This is a genomic window from Pseudomonas putida (genome assembly GCF_001976065.1).
Lineage (GTDB): Bacteria > Pseudomonadota > Gammaproteobacteria > Pseudomonadales > Pseudomonadaceae > Aquipseudomonas > Aquipseudomonas serbica.
On the sequence record NZ_MNAH01000003.1, the window covers coordinates 48,929 to 65,812 of the forward strand.

General features: G+C 59.4%; 11 protein-coding genes. 1 reads left to right on the forward strand and 10 read right to left on the reverse strand.

Features of this window, described 5'->3' with window-relative positions; genetic code table 11:
- Window positions 1-16: 16 nt before the first annotated feature.
- The 10 genes from BKX96_RS11375 to BKX96_RS11430 all read right to left on the reverse strand — a co-directional run bounded on the left by BKX96_RS11375 (window position 17) and on the right by BKX96_RS11430 (window position 13,062).
- Window positions 17-1,054 (reverse strand): FAD:protein FMN transferase, encoded by a 1,038-nt coding sequence (locus BKX96_RS11375; protein ID WP_410454532.1) that lies wholly within the window; start codon window positions 1,052-1,054, stop codon window positions 17-19.
- A 161-nt stretch (window positions 1,055-1,215) separates the two neighbouring features.
- Window positions 1,216-2,655, reverse strand: a complete 1,440-nt coding sequence (locus tag BKX96_RS11380) for an efflux transporter outer membrane subunit (RefSeq protein ID WP_077183918.1) — start codon at window positions 2,653-2,655, stop codon at window positions 1,216-1,218.
- A gap of 9 nt (window positions 2,656-2,664) precedes the next feature.
- Window positions 2,665-4,815 (reverse strand): glycosyltransferase family 2 protein, encoded by a 2,151-nt coding sequence (locus BKX96_RS11385; protein ID WP_077183919.1) that lies wholly within the window; start codon window positions 4,813-4,815, stop codon window positions 2,665-2,667.
- 1 nt (window position 4,816) lies between these two features.
- Complete coding sequence (locus BKX96_RS11390; protein ID WP_077183920.1) at window positions 4,817-6,061, reverse strand: hypothetical protein; 1,245 nt, start codon at window positions 6,059-6,061, stop codon at window positions 4,817-4,819.
- Window positions 6,058-7,263: an HlyD family secretion protein gene (locus BKX96_RS11395; protein ID WP_077183922.1), complete on the reverse strand. Its 1,206-nt coding sequence runs from the start codon at window positions 7,261-7,263 to the stop codon at window positions 6,058-6,060. The genes BKX96_RS11390 and BKX96_RS11395 overlap by 4 nt, the downstream gene beginning before the upstream one ends.
- Window positions 7,264-8,251: 988 nt before the next feature.
- Entirely contained in the window at window positions 8,252-8,668 is a 417-nt protein-coding gene (locus BKX96_RS11405) for a hypothetical protein (RefSeq protein WP_256721507.1), read from the reverse strand.
- 78 nt (window positions 8,669-8,746) lie between these two features.
- Complete coding sequence (locus BKX96_RS33195; protein WP_256721508.1) at window positions 8,747-8,920, reverse strand: hypothetical protein; 174 nt, start codon at window positions 8,918-8,920, stop codon at window positions 8,747-8,749.
- 760 nt (window positions 8,921-9,680) lie between these two features.
- Window positions 9,681-10,796 (reverse strand): polymorphic toxin type 44 domain-containing protein, encoded by a 1,116-nt coding sequence (locus tag BKX96_RS33200; RefSeq protein WP_077183928.1) that lies wholly within the window; start codon window positions 10,794-10,796, stop codon window positions 9,681-9,683.
- Between the two features lie 85 nt (window positions 10,797-10,881).
- Window positions 10,882-11,367, reverse strand: coding sequence for a hypothetical protein (locus BKX96_RS11425; RefSeq protein WP_077183929.1), 486 nt, complete (start codon window positions 11,365-11,367; stop codon window positions 10,882-10,884).
- Between the two features lie 231 nt (window positions 11,368-11,598).
- On the reverse strand, window positions 11,599-13,062 hold the full coding sequence (locus BKX96_RS11430; RefSeq protein WP_046819522.1) for a glyceraldehyde-3-phosphate dehydrogenase: 1,464 nt from the start codon (window positions 13,060-13,062) through the stop codon (window positions 11,599-11,601).
- A gap of 363 nt (window positions 13,063-13,425) precedes the next feature.
- On the opposite strand from BKX96_RS11430, the gene mfd reads away from it, so the two are divergent.
- Window positions 13,426-16,875 carry a transcription-repair coupling factor gene (gene mfd, locus BKX96_RS11435; protein WP_046819521.1) on the forward strand — a complete coding sequence of 1,150 codons (3,450 nt, stop codon included), beginning with the start codon at window positions 13,426-13,428 and terminating at the stop codon, window positions 16,873-16,875.
- Window positions 16,876-16,884 lie beyond the last annotated feature (9 nt).

Below are 16,884 nucleotides of genomic sequence, written 5' to 3' on the forward strand. Positions count from 1 at the left end.
GCCCGGATCACCGCAATCATTCGGTTTTTTCGCCACTCAAGCGGGCAAAAGCGTGACTGCTTCGTGTGACGAAACCTGAATCGACCCGCATCACAAAAAATGCGCCGATGTCGTGTTTTTCTGCGTAGTCCCAACCCCGCTCCGGGCCGAGAATCAGCAACAGCGTCGATAAGCCATCGGCCATCAGCGCTGAAGGATGAATCACTGTGACTGACGCCAGGTTGTGTGAGACCGGTGTACCGGTGCGGGCATCAAGGGTGTGGGAAAAACGCCGGCCGCCCTGTACGAAATAATTTCTATAGTCGCCGGACGTCGACAAGCCATAGCCGTCGACGGCAATGATGCGCTCGCTCACTTGTTGATCGTCGCGGGGTTCTTCCAGGGCGATGCGCCACGGCGAGCCGTCGAGTTTCCTGCCTGCCGCCTTGAGTTCGCCGGTGGCTTCGGCGAGGTAGTCGTGGATGCCCAGGGCCTCGAGCTTCGCGGCAATGGTGTCCACCGCATAGCCGGCCGCGAGGCTGTTGAAGTCGACCTCGACGGCGGCGTCCTTGCACAGCCGGTCGCCATCGATGCGCAGATGATCGTGACCGACACTTCGGCGCGCCTCGGCCAACGCTTGGGTCGTAGGGATTTTTTCTTCGCGGGCTTGGGGGCCGAAACCCCAGAGGTTGAGCAGCGGTTCGACCGTCAGATCGAAGGCGCCGTCGCTTTGCACGGACAGCTGCTCGCCGATGCGGACCAATTCGAGGATCGGAGCGGGCATGGCCAGACAGTTATTGGCGGGCAAAGCATTGAAGCGCTCGGTGTCCGAGTCGCTGCGGTAGGTCGACAGTTGCCGGTCGACTTCAGCGAGGATTTTTTCGACCTGTATCCGGACCTCGGCCGGGGCGGGAACTCCGGCACGGCGCACGTACTGGATCGAATAGGTGCTGCCCATGGTTGGCCCACCGAAGCTTTCCATGGATTCGCCAGTGCCGCAGGCGGACAAGGTGCCCATCAACCCAAAGACAACGGCCTGCCATCTGTTCAACAAGTCCCCCACTCCCCACGGCATTTCCTGACCCAACGCCAAGGTGGTCATTATGCGATAGAACTGTGGGAGCGGGCTTGCTCGCGAAGGCGTAGTGTCAGTCACCGATGATGTTGCCTGACACTACGCCTTCGCGAGCAAGCCCGCTCCCACAGTGGATTGTGGTGTGAGTGAACTTGTGTGGTTCAACGATCCGCCATCTTCAACGACTGGCTCCACCCTCCTCCCAACGCCTTGTACAACGTCACCTGATTGATCTCCCGCGCCAACTCCAGCTGTGCCCATTTCTGCTGCGCATCGAACAACGAGCGCTGCGCATCCATGGTGGAAAAATAGCTGTCGAGCCCCGACTCGAAGCGCAGGCGCGACTGCCGGTAGGCTTCCTGATAGTCCCCCACCAGTTTTTTCTGGTACTCGACCTGGGTGAGCATTTCCTGCCGCGCATTCAGGGCATCGGCCGCTTCGCGAAAAGCGTTCTGCACCGTGGCTTCATAGGCCGCCGCCTGGCCGTCGAAACGGGCGCGACTGGCATCCACCTGCGCCCGCCGCGCGCCACCGTCGATCAAGGGCAGCGAACCGGCCAGCGCCAGCGACCAGAATTGCGCCGGGCCCGTGAGCAATTGGGAGAATTCCCCGGTCAGGCTGCCCAGGGCCGAGGTCAGGGAAAAGGTCGGGAAGTACGCCGTGCGTGCCGCGCCGATATCCGCGTTGGCGGCACGCAACTGCGCCTCGGCAGACATGATGTCGGGCCGCCGCTCGACCAGCGCCGAAGGCAAACCCGCCGGCACGTCCAGCGTCGCCATCTGCTCACCCAGCGCGCCGGTCGGCAGCAACCCCACCGGCACCGGCTGCCCCACCAACACCCGCAGCGCATTGGTGTTCTGCGCCACTTGCATGCGATAGGTATTGACCTGCACCGCCGCCGTATTGGTTTGCGCATCCGCCTGGTGGACATCGATCCGCGCACTGGAACCGAGGTTATAACTCTTGCGCAACAGCTGCCCGTAACGGTCCTGGGATTGCCAGGTGGTCTGCGCCAGGTCGAGCAAATGCTGGTTGGCCTTGAGGCTCAGCCAGGTGCTGGCGACTTCACCGATCAGCGCCAGCCGCGCCGCCTGGTAATCCGCCTCGGACGCTTCGAACCGCGCCCCGGCGGCATTGCGCTGGCTGCGGATACGCCCGAACAGGTCCAGCTCGTAGGAGGTAAAACCCGCCGTTGCCTGATACGTATTGGCGATGCTGCCAGCGGTGTCGCCGCCCCCAGGCGTGCGCACCAATGGCGGTAACTTGCTGCGACCGGCGTAAGTGTCGATGCCAATGGTAGGAAAAAGCCCCGAGCGCGCACTGTCATACCCGGCCCGCGCCTCTTCGACACTGGCCGCGAACTGGCGCAGGCTGCGATTGTTGGCCAGGGCCATGTCGATCAACTGGCGCAGGCGCTCGTCGACCACAAAACCGCGCCAGTCCTTATCGAACGCCTGCTTGCCGTTGCAACATTCACCGGCGGCATTGGCTGGCCATTGCTGGTCGATGGGTGCTTCGGGTTTCTCGTAGGTCGGTTCCAGCGAACAACCGCCGAGCAAAAACAAGGTCATGAAACATGAAGTGGGCAAGCAACTGTTCATGGCGCGCACCTAGAAACGTTGGCCGAGCAAAGCTCGCAAGGGGGAAAGAAGCAACGACCACAGGCCCGTCCGGCCGACACTGATGTGCGGCAGCGCCTGCTTACGCGAACGCACACTGATGGGCCGCCACCGCGGTGCAGGGACATAGGTCGGTGCCCTGGCCGGCTTGGCGACACGCGGCGCCAGGCGTTTTTCGCCGATCAACGAGCGCTGCAGCAAGGTGCCGAAGGCCTGTGCCGGTTGCGCCTTGCTGACCACGTTGATCGTGGCGTCACTGAACAGCCGGGCGATCAGTTGCCGCCGCAACCCTTCGTCGAGGTCGGCAAACCTCAGGCCCAATTGGTCCGCGCCGTGATTGCGCATGACTTCAACGTCGAGCCAGCCCAGCTTGTCGACCCATATCTGGCCACACAGGCCTGGCTTGATCGAGGACGCGAAGGCGCAGTTCAGCGACGCGCCGCTGAGGGAAATATCCACCAGGCGGCCCGCCAGGACCTTGCCACCAAAACGAAAACCGGTGGGTTTGTCGAACGGAAAACGCTCTTCGCCATGCAAGCGCGGCCGGTCGACACAGGCCACCAGGGTCGCCAGGTTGTACACCAGCGCGACCACCGTCCAGCACAGGTTGAACAGCATGTTGCCGTCGAACGCGGCGGCGGTGCTGATGGCGACGTAGGCGCCGAACTGGGACAGCAGGGTCAGGGCCAGGAAGAAGCCGAACAGCTTCCAGTGAACCATGGTTTTCGTCCGGTCCAGGCCCTTGGCGGTGACCTTGAACGGCCTGCCGAACGGACGAAGCATGGCGCTGGCGATGGTCGCCGTGACCGCCAGCGAGGCCACGATCTGCGTGACCTCGGTGAAGATTGGCAAGGTTCGCCGGTCCGTCACCCAGGTCCCGTAGCCCCAGAAGGCAATCAGCGCCGGCATGCCGAACGCCAGGAAATCCACCGGATTGGCGTAGAACCCGGCGATGCCGAAGTACCAATACAGCACCGGCGACACCAGCATCATCAAAATGAACGGCTTGGAAAACCAGTGCATCAGCCCATGGATATAGTGCAGCCGGTCATTGAGCGTGTAGCCGCTGCCGCGCAACGGGCCTTCCTTGAGCAGCGCCACCTGGATCGTGCCCAGGCACCAGCGCCCGCGCTGATTGATGTACTCGGTCAAGCCTTCGGCAGACAAGCCAATGGACAGGCGCTCGTTCAACCAGCGGGTGACGTAGCCTTTCTGCAGCAACCGGTAGGTTGTGTAGATGTCTTCGCAGACCGAACCTGTAGGAAAACCACCGATGTCGGTAATCAAATCGCGTCGCACCACGAAGGACGTACCGACACAAAACGCCGCATCCCAACCATCCTTGGCTGGCTGGAACACATCGAAGAACACCCGCTGCTCATCCACCCAGCAGGCTGAAGTGCCGAGGTTGTGCTGGATCGGATCGGGGTTGTAGTAGAACTGCGGCGTCTGCACCAGGCCGACCCTGGGGTCGTCGAACAGCCCCAGGGTGCGCAAGAGGATTGGCTGCTGCGGTGCAAAGTCGGCGTCGAGCACCAGGATGTACGGCGCATTGCTGAGGGCCGCCGACTGGCGCAGACCGTTGTTCAGGTTGCCCGCCTTGGCGTGGGAGTTGTCGGGGCGCCGCGCGTACTGCACCCCCATCTCGGCGCAGTAGTCACGCAACCAGTCGCGCCGGGTGTCGTCGAGTACCCAAATGGTGAAGTTCGGGTAGTCGATGGCCTGGGCGGCAATAATGGTTTTTTCGAGGATTTCCAGGCCTTCGTTGTAGGTGGCGATGAAGATATCCACCGCCGGCACCGCGTTGCCTTGCTGGCGCAGGCGGCGTTCGCCGGCATCGGCGGCTTTGTGGTGATCGGTGCGACAGAGCATCACGACGATGGAAAACAGCGTGTACCCAATCGCCAGCATCTCGAAGAACAGGAAGGTGTAGGCCCAGACCGTGGCGAATCCGGAATGACCGTCGGGCAAAGTGTCGCGAATCCGCCAGGCCGCATAATTGATCAGCAGGAAGGCGGTGATGGCACCGAAACCGACCCGCGCGGCCCATTGATCACGGTGGGTCAGGCAGGTGAACAGAATCACCGCCGCCAGGGTCCAGACATTGATTTGCAGCAGTTGCAGCGAGTCCAGTGCCTGCATGTCAGTCAGCCTCTTGCGAACCGGTAAAGGGATTGACGCCGGTGGCGGCAATCGCCGCCCACGCTGTGGCGCCCAAGTGAGGCAGGTGGTAATAGAAAAAATCGTTGCTGACCGAGTCCGGGCCTATGGCCAGCCCGGTACTGATACGTGCTTGCGGCGTGGCGAACAGCCAACCGTTGCCGGCCTGCTGGGCCAGCAGCACGCGCCACAGCGGCTGGGCTTTGTCACCCAGGCCGCTCAAGCGCGCCACCGCAGCGGCCTGGGCGGTGCCTTCAGTCCACAGGCCATCGGGGTCGCGGTTGAAACCGTAACCTTCGCCGGCACGGTGCGCCAGATCGATGAAGGCGAAGACCCGCCGCCAGTCCTTGGGCGGCTCATGCAGGGCGATCAAGGGCCAGATCTGTGCGTCGAGCCCTGAGCGCACGCGATCCGAGGTCTGGCCATCCGCGCCGGTACCGATCAGGAAGCGCCCTTCCCCGGCATCCCATTGGCTCGAGACAAACTGCCGGGCGATCCGCGCCTGTTTCGCTGCGTCCTGATTCGGCGCGACTGCGTCGAGTGCCGACCACGCCGCCGCGAGGTCGACGTTGTGCTCGGTGGATTTCCAGTTCTGCTGGACCTGCTTGTCAAAGTACCCGTAATAGCCGCCACTGAATCCGGCGGGCGACTGCCCGTCGTAGGTGTTTTGCTGCGACCAGTGCAGGGCTTTGCGCGCGGCCTCAAGATAGGACGCCTCGCCGCTCTGTCGATAGGCCTCCAACAGGGCCAGTGCCGCCCAGGCCTGATTGCCGGTGGCGCTGCTGACTTGATAGGCGTCCTGGTTCCAGGCGTTGCGCTCGACACTCCAATAGCCCGGCAACTTCATCGACGGCGCGGCCACCGGGCCGGCGGCGTAGGCGTTGCGCAGGCGTCCGTCCTGGTACTCCGGATCGTGCCGCGTGGCGAAAGCCAACGCATCGGCAATCCGCCGCGCCGATTCGGCCTTGCCGCAGGCAAACAGGGCGATGCTGGCCAGTGCGTTGTCGTAGGTGAACGCCACGCCGCGCAACGCCAGGATCGGCGCGGGCTGGCCATCCAGCGGCGGATAACTGGCCAGCAGTACCGGGCCCGCTGGCTGCGATGTCACGGCCTGATCCAGGGCGGCGCAGGTCATTGCCGCCAGTTGCGGCCGGGCTTGCGCGGCCCATCCGCTTGCCGCGCCGATCATCAACGTCAGCCCCACCATCGCTCGCAATAGAATATTCATGGCCGCGACACCTCGGCACTGGCCCACAACCCCGGGTTGCAGGTCATGGCACGCTGGCTGTCCGTGAGGTCAGTGGCAAAGGTGCCGACCACGTACACCGAATTCTGCTCGGCATAGGGAAACGGCACGCTGTAGGTATTGGCGCGGATGTCCGACGCACTGGACAGCAACTGCACCACACTGGCCTTGAGCGGCTGGTCGAGGCCGCGGATTTTCACGGTGAGCACACTGTCGCGGTCGATCTTGCTGGCCATGCGCTCGGGGAACACCGCAATCACGTAGCTCTGCGCACAATCGGTGGCCCGCAGCAGGGTCGAGCCAGCCTGCACCAGGGTGCCCTGGGGCGCCAGCAGCTCCTGGACGGTCCCCGGTGAATACGCCACGACGTCGTAGCCGGCCATCAACTTGATCCGGTTCTGCTCGGTATCGATCAGCTGGTTGAGGTTGGCGAGTTCCTGCTGATAGGTCGCCCGGTTGCGCGCCTGATTCTCCAGGCTGAGCTTGAGCGTGGTCATCTGCGCACTGAGATCGAACATGCGCAGTTGATCGGGATCGAGGTAGACCCGCTTGTTGGCCGCACTGACGTCACCATCGGTGATCCGCAACTGCGAACGCACCGACTCGGCCGCGCCCTGCAACGACGCCAACTGGGCTTTCGACGACGCCACCACCGCCCCACTGACCGCACCCTGGACGAACAACTCGAGATTGCGCTCGACCGTTTCCTGAGCATCGATCAACCGCGCACTGGCGGCACTGTTCTCGGCTTTCAGGGCTTTTTGCGTGTAGAGCTGGCGGGTATGAAAGGCGGCCTGGTACTGCTGGCTGGTCTTCTCCAGCTCCTCGTAATAACGCTGATCGTGCTCGGCCTGACTGGCCGAAGACGACAACTGCTGCTCCAACGTCAGGCGCCGGGTTTGCAGGGTCAACAAGGTTTCCTGATTCGCCCGCGGGTTTTCCACCACGGCAATCTTCTGGCCCTGGGTAAACGTCACCCCCGGCTTGACCGCCAGGGAACTCACCACGCCATCAATCGGCGTGGTCAACAGAATCACCGGCGCATTCAGAATCGCCCGGGTGGCAGAGGCTGACACCAGTGGCATGAGCAAAGTCGATAGCAACAGCCAGACAACAAACCCCAACACACCCAACCCCACCAGGCGCGGTAACAGCGACAACAACTTCGATCGTTCTTCCGCCATGTTCGACTCTCCCGATAGACCAACCGCATATCAGCCAGGCAATAGCGGGCCTGACTGCGAAAACACTTCTGGCAGGGTGAGCAAAACGTAATGGGTCTCTGCACGGCAATTAAGCCGACGCTGATTGATGTGATTTTTATTGTGATGTGAGCGGAAATGGGATTCCCGTCTTTTTGGAGAGTTGCTGTAAAGCATGACGTTCGTAATGCCCGAGGCAGAGCGGGCGGTGTCATGGGCGACACTAGATTCAGTGCTTGGGGGTGTCAAGTAAATGAATAGAGCAATTAAATGACGTCAAATATGTAGCGGATTGATGATTGGATCCACGGCATGCATTAGTCGGCAAGCTGTTATTTTTATTGGTGGTTTTTATTTTTTATTGCGAATTGAACTTTTTATCGGATTTTAAATAATTCTTAAATGATGGCCGGACAGAGTAAAATGATATAAGTCAGTGCTAAGCGGTCCAGGGAGACGGGCTACATTCATGCTTTGGCGCCTATCAGGGGCGCGCGTAGTCTGTGGTGCATTGTTTAAAGCGATCCGAATCCGAGCCGCTGCCTTCGCTGAGATCAATGTCGCTAGACTCGGGCAGGGACTCCACCCCTTTGTTGTGGTATTCATGGCCGAGGGCATTCCGTTAATCGGCCTGAATTAACAGCATTAGTACGACTGCTATCGAGAGATCCATCTGCTCCAATATAGATGCTGGTCACCGGCCACTCAGGAATCATTCTTATACAATGACTTCTTTCTGACACAGCCCAGTCAAACTGCATAAAGAAATTATCATCTTTAAAAATGTGACCAGGGCCTCCTGTTGAGTGGCCGGGGGAGATTTCCCCTCGAAATATATCGTGTTGAGTATTTAGAACAAAACTCAACTGTTCAACCCCCTCCTCCGAGAAATAGACTTTCACCCTCGGCACGGAGACATACCAGAGAAAATACATTAGAAACGATATTGCGAGCAGTTTCCGCCCGCTTCTCATGGGCTCGCTGTGTCCGTAAAGCATTGTTTCAGCCGATTCGAATCCGTGCCACTGCCTTCGCTGTAATCAACATCACCATTGGCGTCCAGGTAGATGTGAGTATTTGGCCACTTTGGGGTCACGTTGACACAGTGTCGGAGCGCTTTATCATTCCACCAGGAGACCTCCATGAAAAACTTCTCACTTGGAAACAAGAAGCCATAATCACGTGTGCCGCCCCCAGGTTGCATTCGTCCTTTGAATATCCGGTGCTGTACATTCCAAATGTATTTGATTTCTTCTTTAGCATGCTTGGAGTAATAAATAGTCACAGTAGGCAACGCAATATCCCAATGGATGATCGCCAAAAACACAACTGGGATCCATAGCCACCGTGAGTACCGCTTTAGGGTTTCACCTGCCAATGCTGCCACGAACTCCTCCCCTTCAGTCGCGGGTGTGTTGGCAGGCTTAATTGATCAAACCAAGACAGACTACTGATTTGACGCATGTCATGGCTTGACCAAATCCCATTGACACTCTTTTAGCTTACCCACATTTGTACCGCTCACTTTGTTCATATCGATGTTGCCGTCCGCATCGAGGAAAATATGCATATTGAGCCACTTCGGTGTGATGCTGATACAGTGCCAACGCCCGTTCTCAACTGCCCAAGAAAACTCCATGAAAAATTCGGTATCCGGATATAGATATCCGTGGTCGCTGACGGAGCCTCCGAGGGACATCCGCCCCCTGTATATCCGATCTTTGATCGTTCCATGTGTACCGCAATCCCTTTTCGGCATCCTTGGAATAATTGACGGTGGCACTGGGTAGAGCATAAATATTGCAAAGAGCCATCAACTGCAGTACCAGCAGCGGCAGGAGCAGTGGTAAAAACGGAATCCATAACCATCGTATATACCGGAAATAAGGTCTAGCGAATTTTGGTACGAACCCAACTCCCATAGTTCTCCGGGTGAATAACGAAAACTGCAATTTATTTTTTCTACTTACATCGCTCATGGGCTCGCAGGATCTGTACTGCACTGTTTCAATCGATCAGAGTCTGTGCCGACGCCTTCGCTGTGATCAATATCGCCATTTGCATCAAGATAGATGTGCGTAGTGGACCATTTCGGGGATATATTGACGCAGTGCCGGAGATCCTTATCATTCCACCAAGAGATCTCCATGAAAAACTTCTCATCTGGAAACAAGAACCCATAATCCCGTGTACTGCTGCCTGGGGGAAGGCGCCCTTTGTAAATCCGGTGCTGTACATTCCAGATGAACCGCAGTTCATCCACCCCGTTCTTGGAGTAATGGACCGTTGCAGCAGGCAGCATAATAATTCGCCAGAGGACAATTATCAAAAACACCAGCAGGGGAATTAATAGCGGTAGCAGCAGAATCCATATCCACCGAATGTAACGTAATCTGGATTTATTTGCAGACGTGCACACGGACTCCTTCCCCCCAATTTTCTACTGCAACTCCCAACACTTCATTCATGATGATCTGCGCAGTTATACCACCATTAGGGTACTGGTTGGCGAGCTTGATACCGATGCTGATGGATACCCTATCAGCTACATCATCCCATGATCGCAACTTTGTCCAAGGACTGTCTGTAGGACGAGGGCCTAGAAGTCTTCTTTCCTCTTTTGGTTTTGTTAGTGCCTCATCAACCTTACGGAAGGAATCCGAGGCGATTTGTTCAGCCCCTGCACCGTCTAGTAGCAAGCTTTCTGAAAGCCCACCTGCGATACCAACATACCCATAGTGAATATTCGACCAGATATCGTAGTAGTACTCGTACCTACCTTGCTTGTGCCGGACGTCACCATTGTACATCGCCTCCAGCTTCGGCTTATGATCCCACTCCATATTTTGACCCACTTGCTTAGTCCAGATCGCCATCGCCTGAAGCTTTAGCGTCCATTCGATGCCGTTGAAATTCGGTGGTCCGGCCAGCCTGGCGTACCAGGGTAACGACCGAAACTTCCTGGCTTCTGCACCGCTGTCGTAGCTCAACAGCTCTTTCATTTTCAACACGGCCGGATGCTTGATGTTCCGATTCATCTCGCCAGCGATGTAACTGGCCAACGCTTCCATTTGGTCTGGATGGTTACAGACTTTGCTTCCACCAAGGTCGCCGGGTTGGATAACGACTTGATCTGCCAGCTTCGGACTAACCACCTGGGGCCTGGTTGTGAAGCTGTTAGCCACCGGGGTCGCCGGTGAGCTTGCGACCCTGGTGGCCGGCTGCACAGCACCTTCCTTGCTTTCATAGGTAGCCGTGAGCACCGTGGCGATCAGCCGAGCCTTGCAGGGGCAATTGCTGTAACTGTCCAGCGTGCCCGCCATGGCCTTTCCATGACTGATCATGTGCGAAATGCCGCCGACGATCCGATAGGTCTTCCCGTCTTCTCCACAGGTGACGCGATCACCATCGCGGGCGTGGGCAATGCCGAACATCATGATCCGGGTGTCACCATCGAGAACCTGGCCACCACAGGTGGTTCGGTCATTCAAACCGATGAAATGTCCTTCTCTCATTGAATTTCTTCTCCATGACTTCCAGCCGAGTCCAGAAGGTTTACGACCTTGGGTTGTGGCCTAGGCAACTGCCTGCCTTCATTGTTCAGTCCGCGATAGAGGGCAGAAAATCTTCGGCGATCGACACACCTTCACGCGCAATAAACGAGAAGCCGTCTTGCAGCGTATTGATGATCTCGTCGCCATTGCTGAGTACGCTGCCGACCAGCGCCACATCATTGTTGCCTTGCCCGGCGCCCGTGATGATCTGCGCCGTAGTGCCATCGGCATACAGGGCGTAGTCGCCTTTGCGTGCTCCGCGCACCGACCGCCCATCTTCCAGATTGAATTCCAGCGGCCCCGTACCTTGCTGGATCACCCCGCCGTTGCGGGTCTGGCTGCCCTCTGTGGCGCATCGGAAAATGGCGATAGCGGGATGGGTGTCGATGAAAGCCTGTTGCTCACAAACAACCGTCCGGGTTTGTTCACTTAATTGCGCAATTCGATGCTCAGTGAAATGAAGGTTGTCCAGACCGCGCAGATACTCTGGGGAGACATCGTTGGTATACGAGGGGACGAAGGGTGCATTCATTTCAAACTCCTTATGATTGGAAGGGTGTTGAGAAATAATGCAGCGGACGCTAACAGCGTTGCGACCTTCACGGCAGGGTCAAAAAGACGAATAAGAAGTTTCGCTAACTGAAACAATCCTTTTCCTACAAGAGTGTTTCCAAGACGACCTTATCCGCGAGGAAATGTCTGAAAGGCGCACAAACAAAAACGCCCCGACCAAGGTCGGGGCGTTTTCATGTGCAGCTAAGGTTTAGCGCGGGAATGCTGGCGGGTTTACACCGGCCATGTCTTCCATTACGCGAACCACCTGGCAGCTGTAACCGAATTCGTTGTCGTACCAAACGTACAGTACAACGCGGTTATCCTGGGTGATGGTCGCTTCAGCGTCCACAACGCCTGCGTGGCGCGAGCCAACGAAGTCGGTGGAAACCACTTCCTGCGAGTTGACGTAGTCGATCTGCTTGTGCAGATCCGAGTGCATGGCCATCTGGCGCAGGTACTCGTTGATCTCTTCGCGGGTGGTGGCCTTTTCCAGGTTCAGGTTCAGGATGGCCATCGACACGTTCGGAGTAGGAACGCGAATTGCGTTGCCGGTCAGCTTGCCCTTGAGCACTGGCAGCGCCTTGGCGGCTGCAGTGGCGGCACCGGTCTCGGTGATGACCATGTTCAGCGGCGCGGCGCGGCCACGACGGCTGCCCTTGTGGAAGTTGTCGATCAGGTTCTGGTCGTTGGTGAACGAGTGAACGGTTTCGACGTGGCCGTTGACGATGCCGAACTTGTCATTCACCGCTTTGAGCACCGGCACGATGGCGTTGGTGGTGCAGGAAGCCGCGGAGATGATCTTGTCGTCCGGGGTGATGTCGCCATGGTTGATGCCGTGAACGATGTTCTTCAGCGCGCCCTTGCCAGGTGCGGTGAGGATCACGCGGGCAGCGCCCGGGCAGGCCAGGTGCTGGCCCAGGCCGTCGGCGTCACGCCATACACCGGTGTTGTCGACGATCAGCGCGTTTTCGATGCCGTACTGGGTGTAGTCGACTTCGGCCGGGCTCTTGGCGTAGATAACCTGGATCAGGTTGCCGTTGGCGGTGATGGTGTTGTTGGCTTCATCGATGGTGATGGTGCCATCGAACGGACCATGGACCGAGTCGCGACGCAGCAGGCTGGCGCGTTTGACCAGGTCGTTCTCGGCGCCCTTGCGCACGACGATGGCGCGCAGGCGCAGGCCGTCGCCACCACCGGTTTTCTCGATCAGGATGCGCGCCAGCAGACGGCCGATACGACCGAAACCGTACAGGACAACGTCGGTGCCTTTGCGGGCGGAGGCGTTCTGCTGGCCAACCACGTCGGCCAGTTCTTCACGGACGAACTGCTCGGCAGTACGGCCATTGCCTTCAGCCTTGAATTTGGCTGCCAGCTTGCCCAGGTCTACCGAAGCGGCGCCGAGCTTGAGCTCGCTCATCGCCTTGAGCAGCGGGAATGTTTCGTGGACGGACAGCTCGGCATCGTCGGATTGACGGTGACGGGCAAAGCGGTGAGCTTTGAGAATCGCAATGACTGAACGATTGATCAGGCTGCGGCCATAGATCGAGCTCACCACATTGTTATTGCGGTAGAGCTGACCGATAAGCGGAATCATCGCTTCTGCGAGTGCTTCACGGTCGATCCATTCACCAAGACACTGGTCGGGCTTCTGAGTCACGGGAACCTTCCACATGTAGGGGCAGAAAAAAGGGGCTACATTATGCCGCCGTACGCCTCGTGTAGCAATGCGCGCCTGTCGTGCGATCCGTAACAATTTTCCCTTCAAAAAAATCACGCATCGCTGAAGCCCAATGAAACCGGGGCTTTCAGCGCAGTCAATTTTTTGGAGACAACGCTACCTTATCCGTAACCCTCCGTAACACCTGCTGGTTTTACCACTACATATTCCGGTTTTTCCGGTAAAAAACCGTGGTTTTTTGTCTTTACCACTACATTTCGCCAAACCTGCGTAATAGACACAGTCTGCAACTGACAGGCGGCACCCGGGACCGCTACAATTACCGACTTTGTCGCAACGCTTGGAGCTCAACCTTCCGTGCCCGTTCTGCGTCTACCGCTTCTCCCTGCCGCGGCAGGTAAACAGCACTGGGGCAACCTGCCCGGTGCCGCCCTGAGCCTGGCTATTGCCGAGGCCGCCAGCGCTGCCAAGCGCTTCACCCTGCTGCTCACCGCCGACAGCCAAAGTGCCGAACGGCTGGAACAGGAGCTGAGTTTCTTCGCCCCGGATTTGCCCGTGCTGCATTTCCCCGACTGGGAAACCCTGCCCTACGACCTGTTCTCGCCGCACCAGGACATCATTTCCCAGCGCATCGCCAGCCTGTACCGGCTGCCCGAGCTGTCGCACGGCGTGCTGGTGGTGCCGATCACCACCGCTTTGCACCGCCTGGCGCCGACCAAGTTCCTGCTCGGCAGCAGCCTGGTGCTGGATGTCGGCCAGAAGCTCGACGTCGAGCAAATGCGCACCCGCCTGGAGGCCACCGGCTATCGCTACGTCGATACCGTGTACGAGCATGGCGAATTCACCGTGCGCGGCTCGCTGATCGACCTGTTCCCGATGGGCAGCAAGTTGCCGTATCGCATCGACCTGTTCGATGACGAAATCGAGACCCTGCGCACCTTCGACCCGGAAAACCAGCGCTCCATCGACAAGGTCGATTCGGTCAAGCTGCTGCCGGCCAAGGAATTCCCGCTGCAGAAAGAGGCGGTCACCCGCTTCAAGGCGCGCTTTCGCGAGCGCTTCGATGTCGACTTCCGGCGCTGCCCGATCTTCCAGGACCTGAGCAGCGGGATTACCCCGGCCGGTATCGAGTACTACCTGCCGCTGTTCTTCGAAGAAACCTCGACCCTGTTCGATTACCTGCCCCAGGACACCCAGGTGTTTTCCCTGCCAGGCATCGAACAGGCGGCGGAAAACTTCTGGAACGACGTGCGCAATCGCTACGAAGAGCGACGCGTCGACCCATCCCGTCCATTATTGCCACCCGCCGAGCTGTTCCTGCCGGTGGAAGACTGCTTCGCGCGCCTGAAAAACTGGCCGCGGGTGGTGGCAAGTCAACAGGACGTGGAAACCGGCGCCGGCCGCGAACGCTTCCCGGCCCGGGAACTGCCGAACCTGGCCATCGAAGCCAAGGCCACGCAACCCTTGGCGGCGCTGGCCGGTTTCCTCGACGAGTTCCCCGGTCGCGTACTGTTTACCGCCGAGTCCGCGGGCCGTCGCGAGGTGCTGCTGGAACTGCTCGAACGCCTGAAGCTGCGACCCAAGACCGTCGACAGCTGGCCAGACTTCGTCGCCGGCAAGGACCGCCTGGCGATCACCATCGCGCCGCTGGACGAAGGTTTGCTACTGGACGACCCGGCCCTGGCGCTGGTCGCCGAAAGCCCGCTGTTCGGCCAGCGCGTGATGCAGCGCCGGCGCCGCGAAAAACGCGCCGACGCCAACAACGATGCGGTCATCAAGAACCTCACCGAACTGCGCGAAGGCGCGCCGGTGGTGCATATCGATCACGGTGTCGGGCGCTACCTGGGCCTGGCCACCCTGGAAATCGACAACCAGACCGCCGAATTCCTCGCCCTGGAATACGCCGAAGGCGCCAAGCTCTACGTGCCGGTGGCCAACCTGCACCTGATCGCCCGCTACACCGGCAGCGACGACGCCCTCGCCCCGCTGCATCGCCTGGGCTCCGAGACCTGGCAAAAAGCCAAGCGCAAGGCCGCCGAACAGGTGCGCGACGTCGCCGCTGAATTGCTCGACATCTATGCGCGCCGCGCCGCCCGTGAGGGTTATGCCTTCGCCGACCCGAAGGCCGATTACGCCACCTTCAGCGCCGGTTTCCCGTTCGAAGAAACGCCGGACCAGCAGACCACCATCGAAGCGGTGCGCGAAGACATGCTCGCGCCCAAGCCGATGGATCGCCTGGTGTGCGGCGACGTCGGCTTCGGCAAGACCGAAGTGGCCATGCGCGCCGCGTTCATTGCCGTGCACGGCGGTCGCCAGGTGGCCATCCTGGTACCGACCACCCTGCTCGCCCAACAGCACTACAACAGCTTCCGCGACCGCTTCGCCGACTGGCCGGTGAGCGTGGAAGTGATGAGCCGCTTCAAGTCGGCCAAGGAAGTGAATGCAGCGATCGCGGACCTGGCCGAAGGCAAGATCGACATCGTCATCGGCACGCACAAGTTGCTGTCCGACGATGTCAAGATCAAGAACCTGGGGCTGGTGATCATCGACGAAGAACACCGCTTCGGTGTCCGTCAGAAAGAACAGCTCAAGGCCCTGCGCAGCGAAGTCGACATCCTCACCCTGACCGCCACGCCGATTCCGCGCACGCTGAACATGGCCGTGTCGGGCATGCGCGACCTGTCGATCATCGCCACGCCGCCGGCCCGGCGCCTGTCGGTACGCACCTTCGTCATGGAGCAGAACAAGAGCACGGTCAAGGAGGCCCTGCTCCGTGAGCTGCTGCGTGGCGGCCAGGTCTACTACCTGCACAACGACGTCAAGACCATCGAGAAATGCGCCGCCGACCTCGCCGAACTGGTACCGGAAGCGCGGATCGGCATTGGCCACGGGCAGATGCGCGAGCGCGAGCTCGAACAGGTGATGAGCGACTTCTATCACAAGCGCTTCAACGTGCTGATCGCCTCGACCATCATCGAGACCGGCATCGACGTGCCGAGCGCCAACACCATCATCATCGAGCGCGCCGACAAGTTCGGCCTGGCGCAATTGCACCAGTTGCGCGGCCGCGTCGGGCGCAGTCACCACCAGGCCTACGCCTACCTGCTGACGCCACCGCGCCAGCAGATCACCGCAGACGCGGAAAAGCGCCTCGAAGCGATTGCCAACACCCAGGACCTCGGCGCGGGCTTCGTGCTCGCCACCAACGACCTGGAAATCCGCGGCGCCGGCGAATTGCTGGGCGATGGTCAGAGCGGGCAGATCCAGGCGGTCGGCTTCACCCTGTACATGGAAATGCTCGAACGCGCGGTGAAGTCGATCCGCAAGGGCGAACAACCCAACCTCGACCAGCCTCTGGGCGGCGGTCCGGAAGTCAACTTGCGCGTACCGGCGTTGATTCCCGAGGACTACTTGCCGGACGTTCACGCCCGCCTGATTCTCTACAAGCGCATCGCCTCGGCCACCGACGAGGAAGGCCTCAAGGACTTGCAGGTGGAGATGATCGACCGTTTCGGCCTGTTGCCGGAGCCGACCAAGAACCTGATGCGCATCACCGCCCTGAAACTGCAGGCCGAGTTGCTGGGCATCAAGAAAGTCGACGGCGGCCCGCAGGGTGGTCGAATCGAGTTTGCGACACAGACCCCGGTCGACCCGCTGACCCTGATCAAGCTGATCCAGAGCCAGCCCAAACGCTACAAATTCGAAGGGGCCACGATGTTCAAGTTCCAGGTCCCGATGGAGCGCCCGGAAGAGCGCTTTAATACTGTAGAGGCGCTGTTCGAGCGCCTCATCCCGAAAACTGCTTGAAGGACGCCG

Bases quoted from the DNA above. Each gene is read 5' to 3' on its own strand.
- BKX96_RS11380 (WP_077183918.1), bottom strand. From the start codon at position 2,655: ATGAACAGTTGCTTGCCCACTTCATGTTTCATGACCTTGTTTTTGCTC.
- BKX96_RS11425 (WP_077183929.1), bottom strand. From the start codon at position 11,367: ATGAATGCACCCTTCGTCCCCTCGTATACCAACGATGTCTCCCCAGAG.
- BKX96_RS11430 (WP_046819522.1), bottom strand. From the start codon at position 13,062: ATGTGGAAGGTTCCCGTGACTCAGAAGCCCGACCAGTGTCTTGGTGAA.
- BKX96_RS33200 (WP_077183928.1), bottom strand. From the start codon at position 10,796: ATGAGAGAAGGACATTTCATCGGTTTGAATGACCGAACCACCTGTGGT.
- BKX96_RS11395 (WP_077183922.1), bottom strand. From the start codon at position 7,263: ATGGCGGAAGAACGATCGAAGTTGTTGTCGCTGTTACCGCGCCTGGTG.
- BKX96_RS11390 (WP_077183920.1), bottom strand. From the start codon at position 6,061: ATGAATATTCTATTGCGAGCGATGGTGGGGCTGACGTTGATGATCGGC.
- BKX96_RS33195 (WP_256721508.1), bottom strand. From the start codon at position 8,920: ATGGAGTTTTCTTGGGCAGTTGAGAACGGGCGTTGGCACTGTATCAGC.
- BKX96_RS11375 (WP_410454532.1), bottom strand. From the start codon at position 1,054: ATGCCGTGGGGAGTGGGGGACTTGTTGAACAGATGGCAGGCCGTTGTC.
- BKX96_RS11385 (WP_077183919.1), bottom strand. From the start codon at position 4,815: ATGCAGGCACTGGACTCGCTGCAACTGCTGCAAATCAATGTCTGGACC.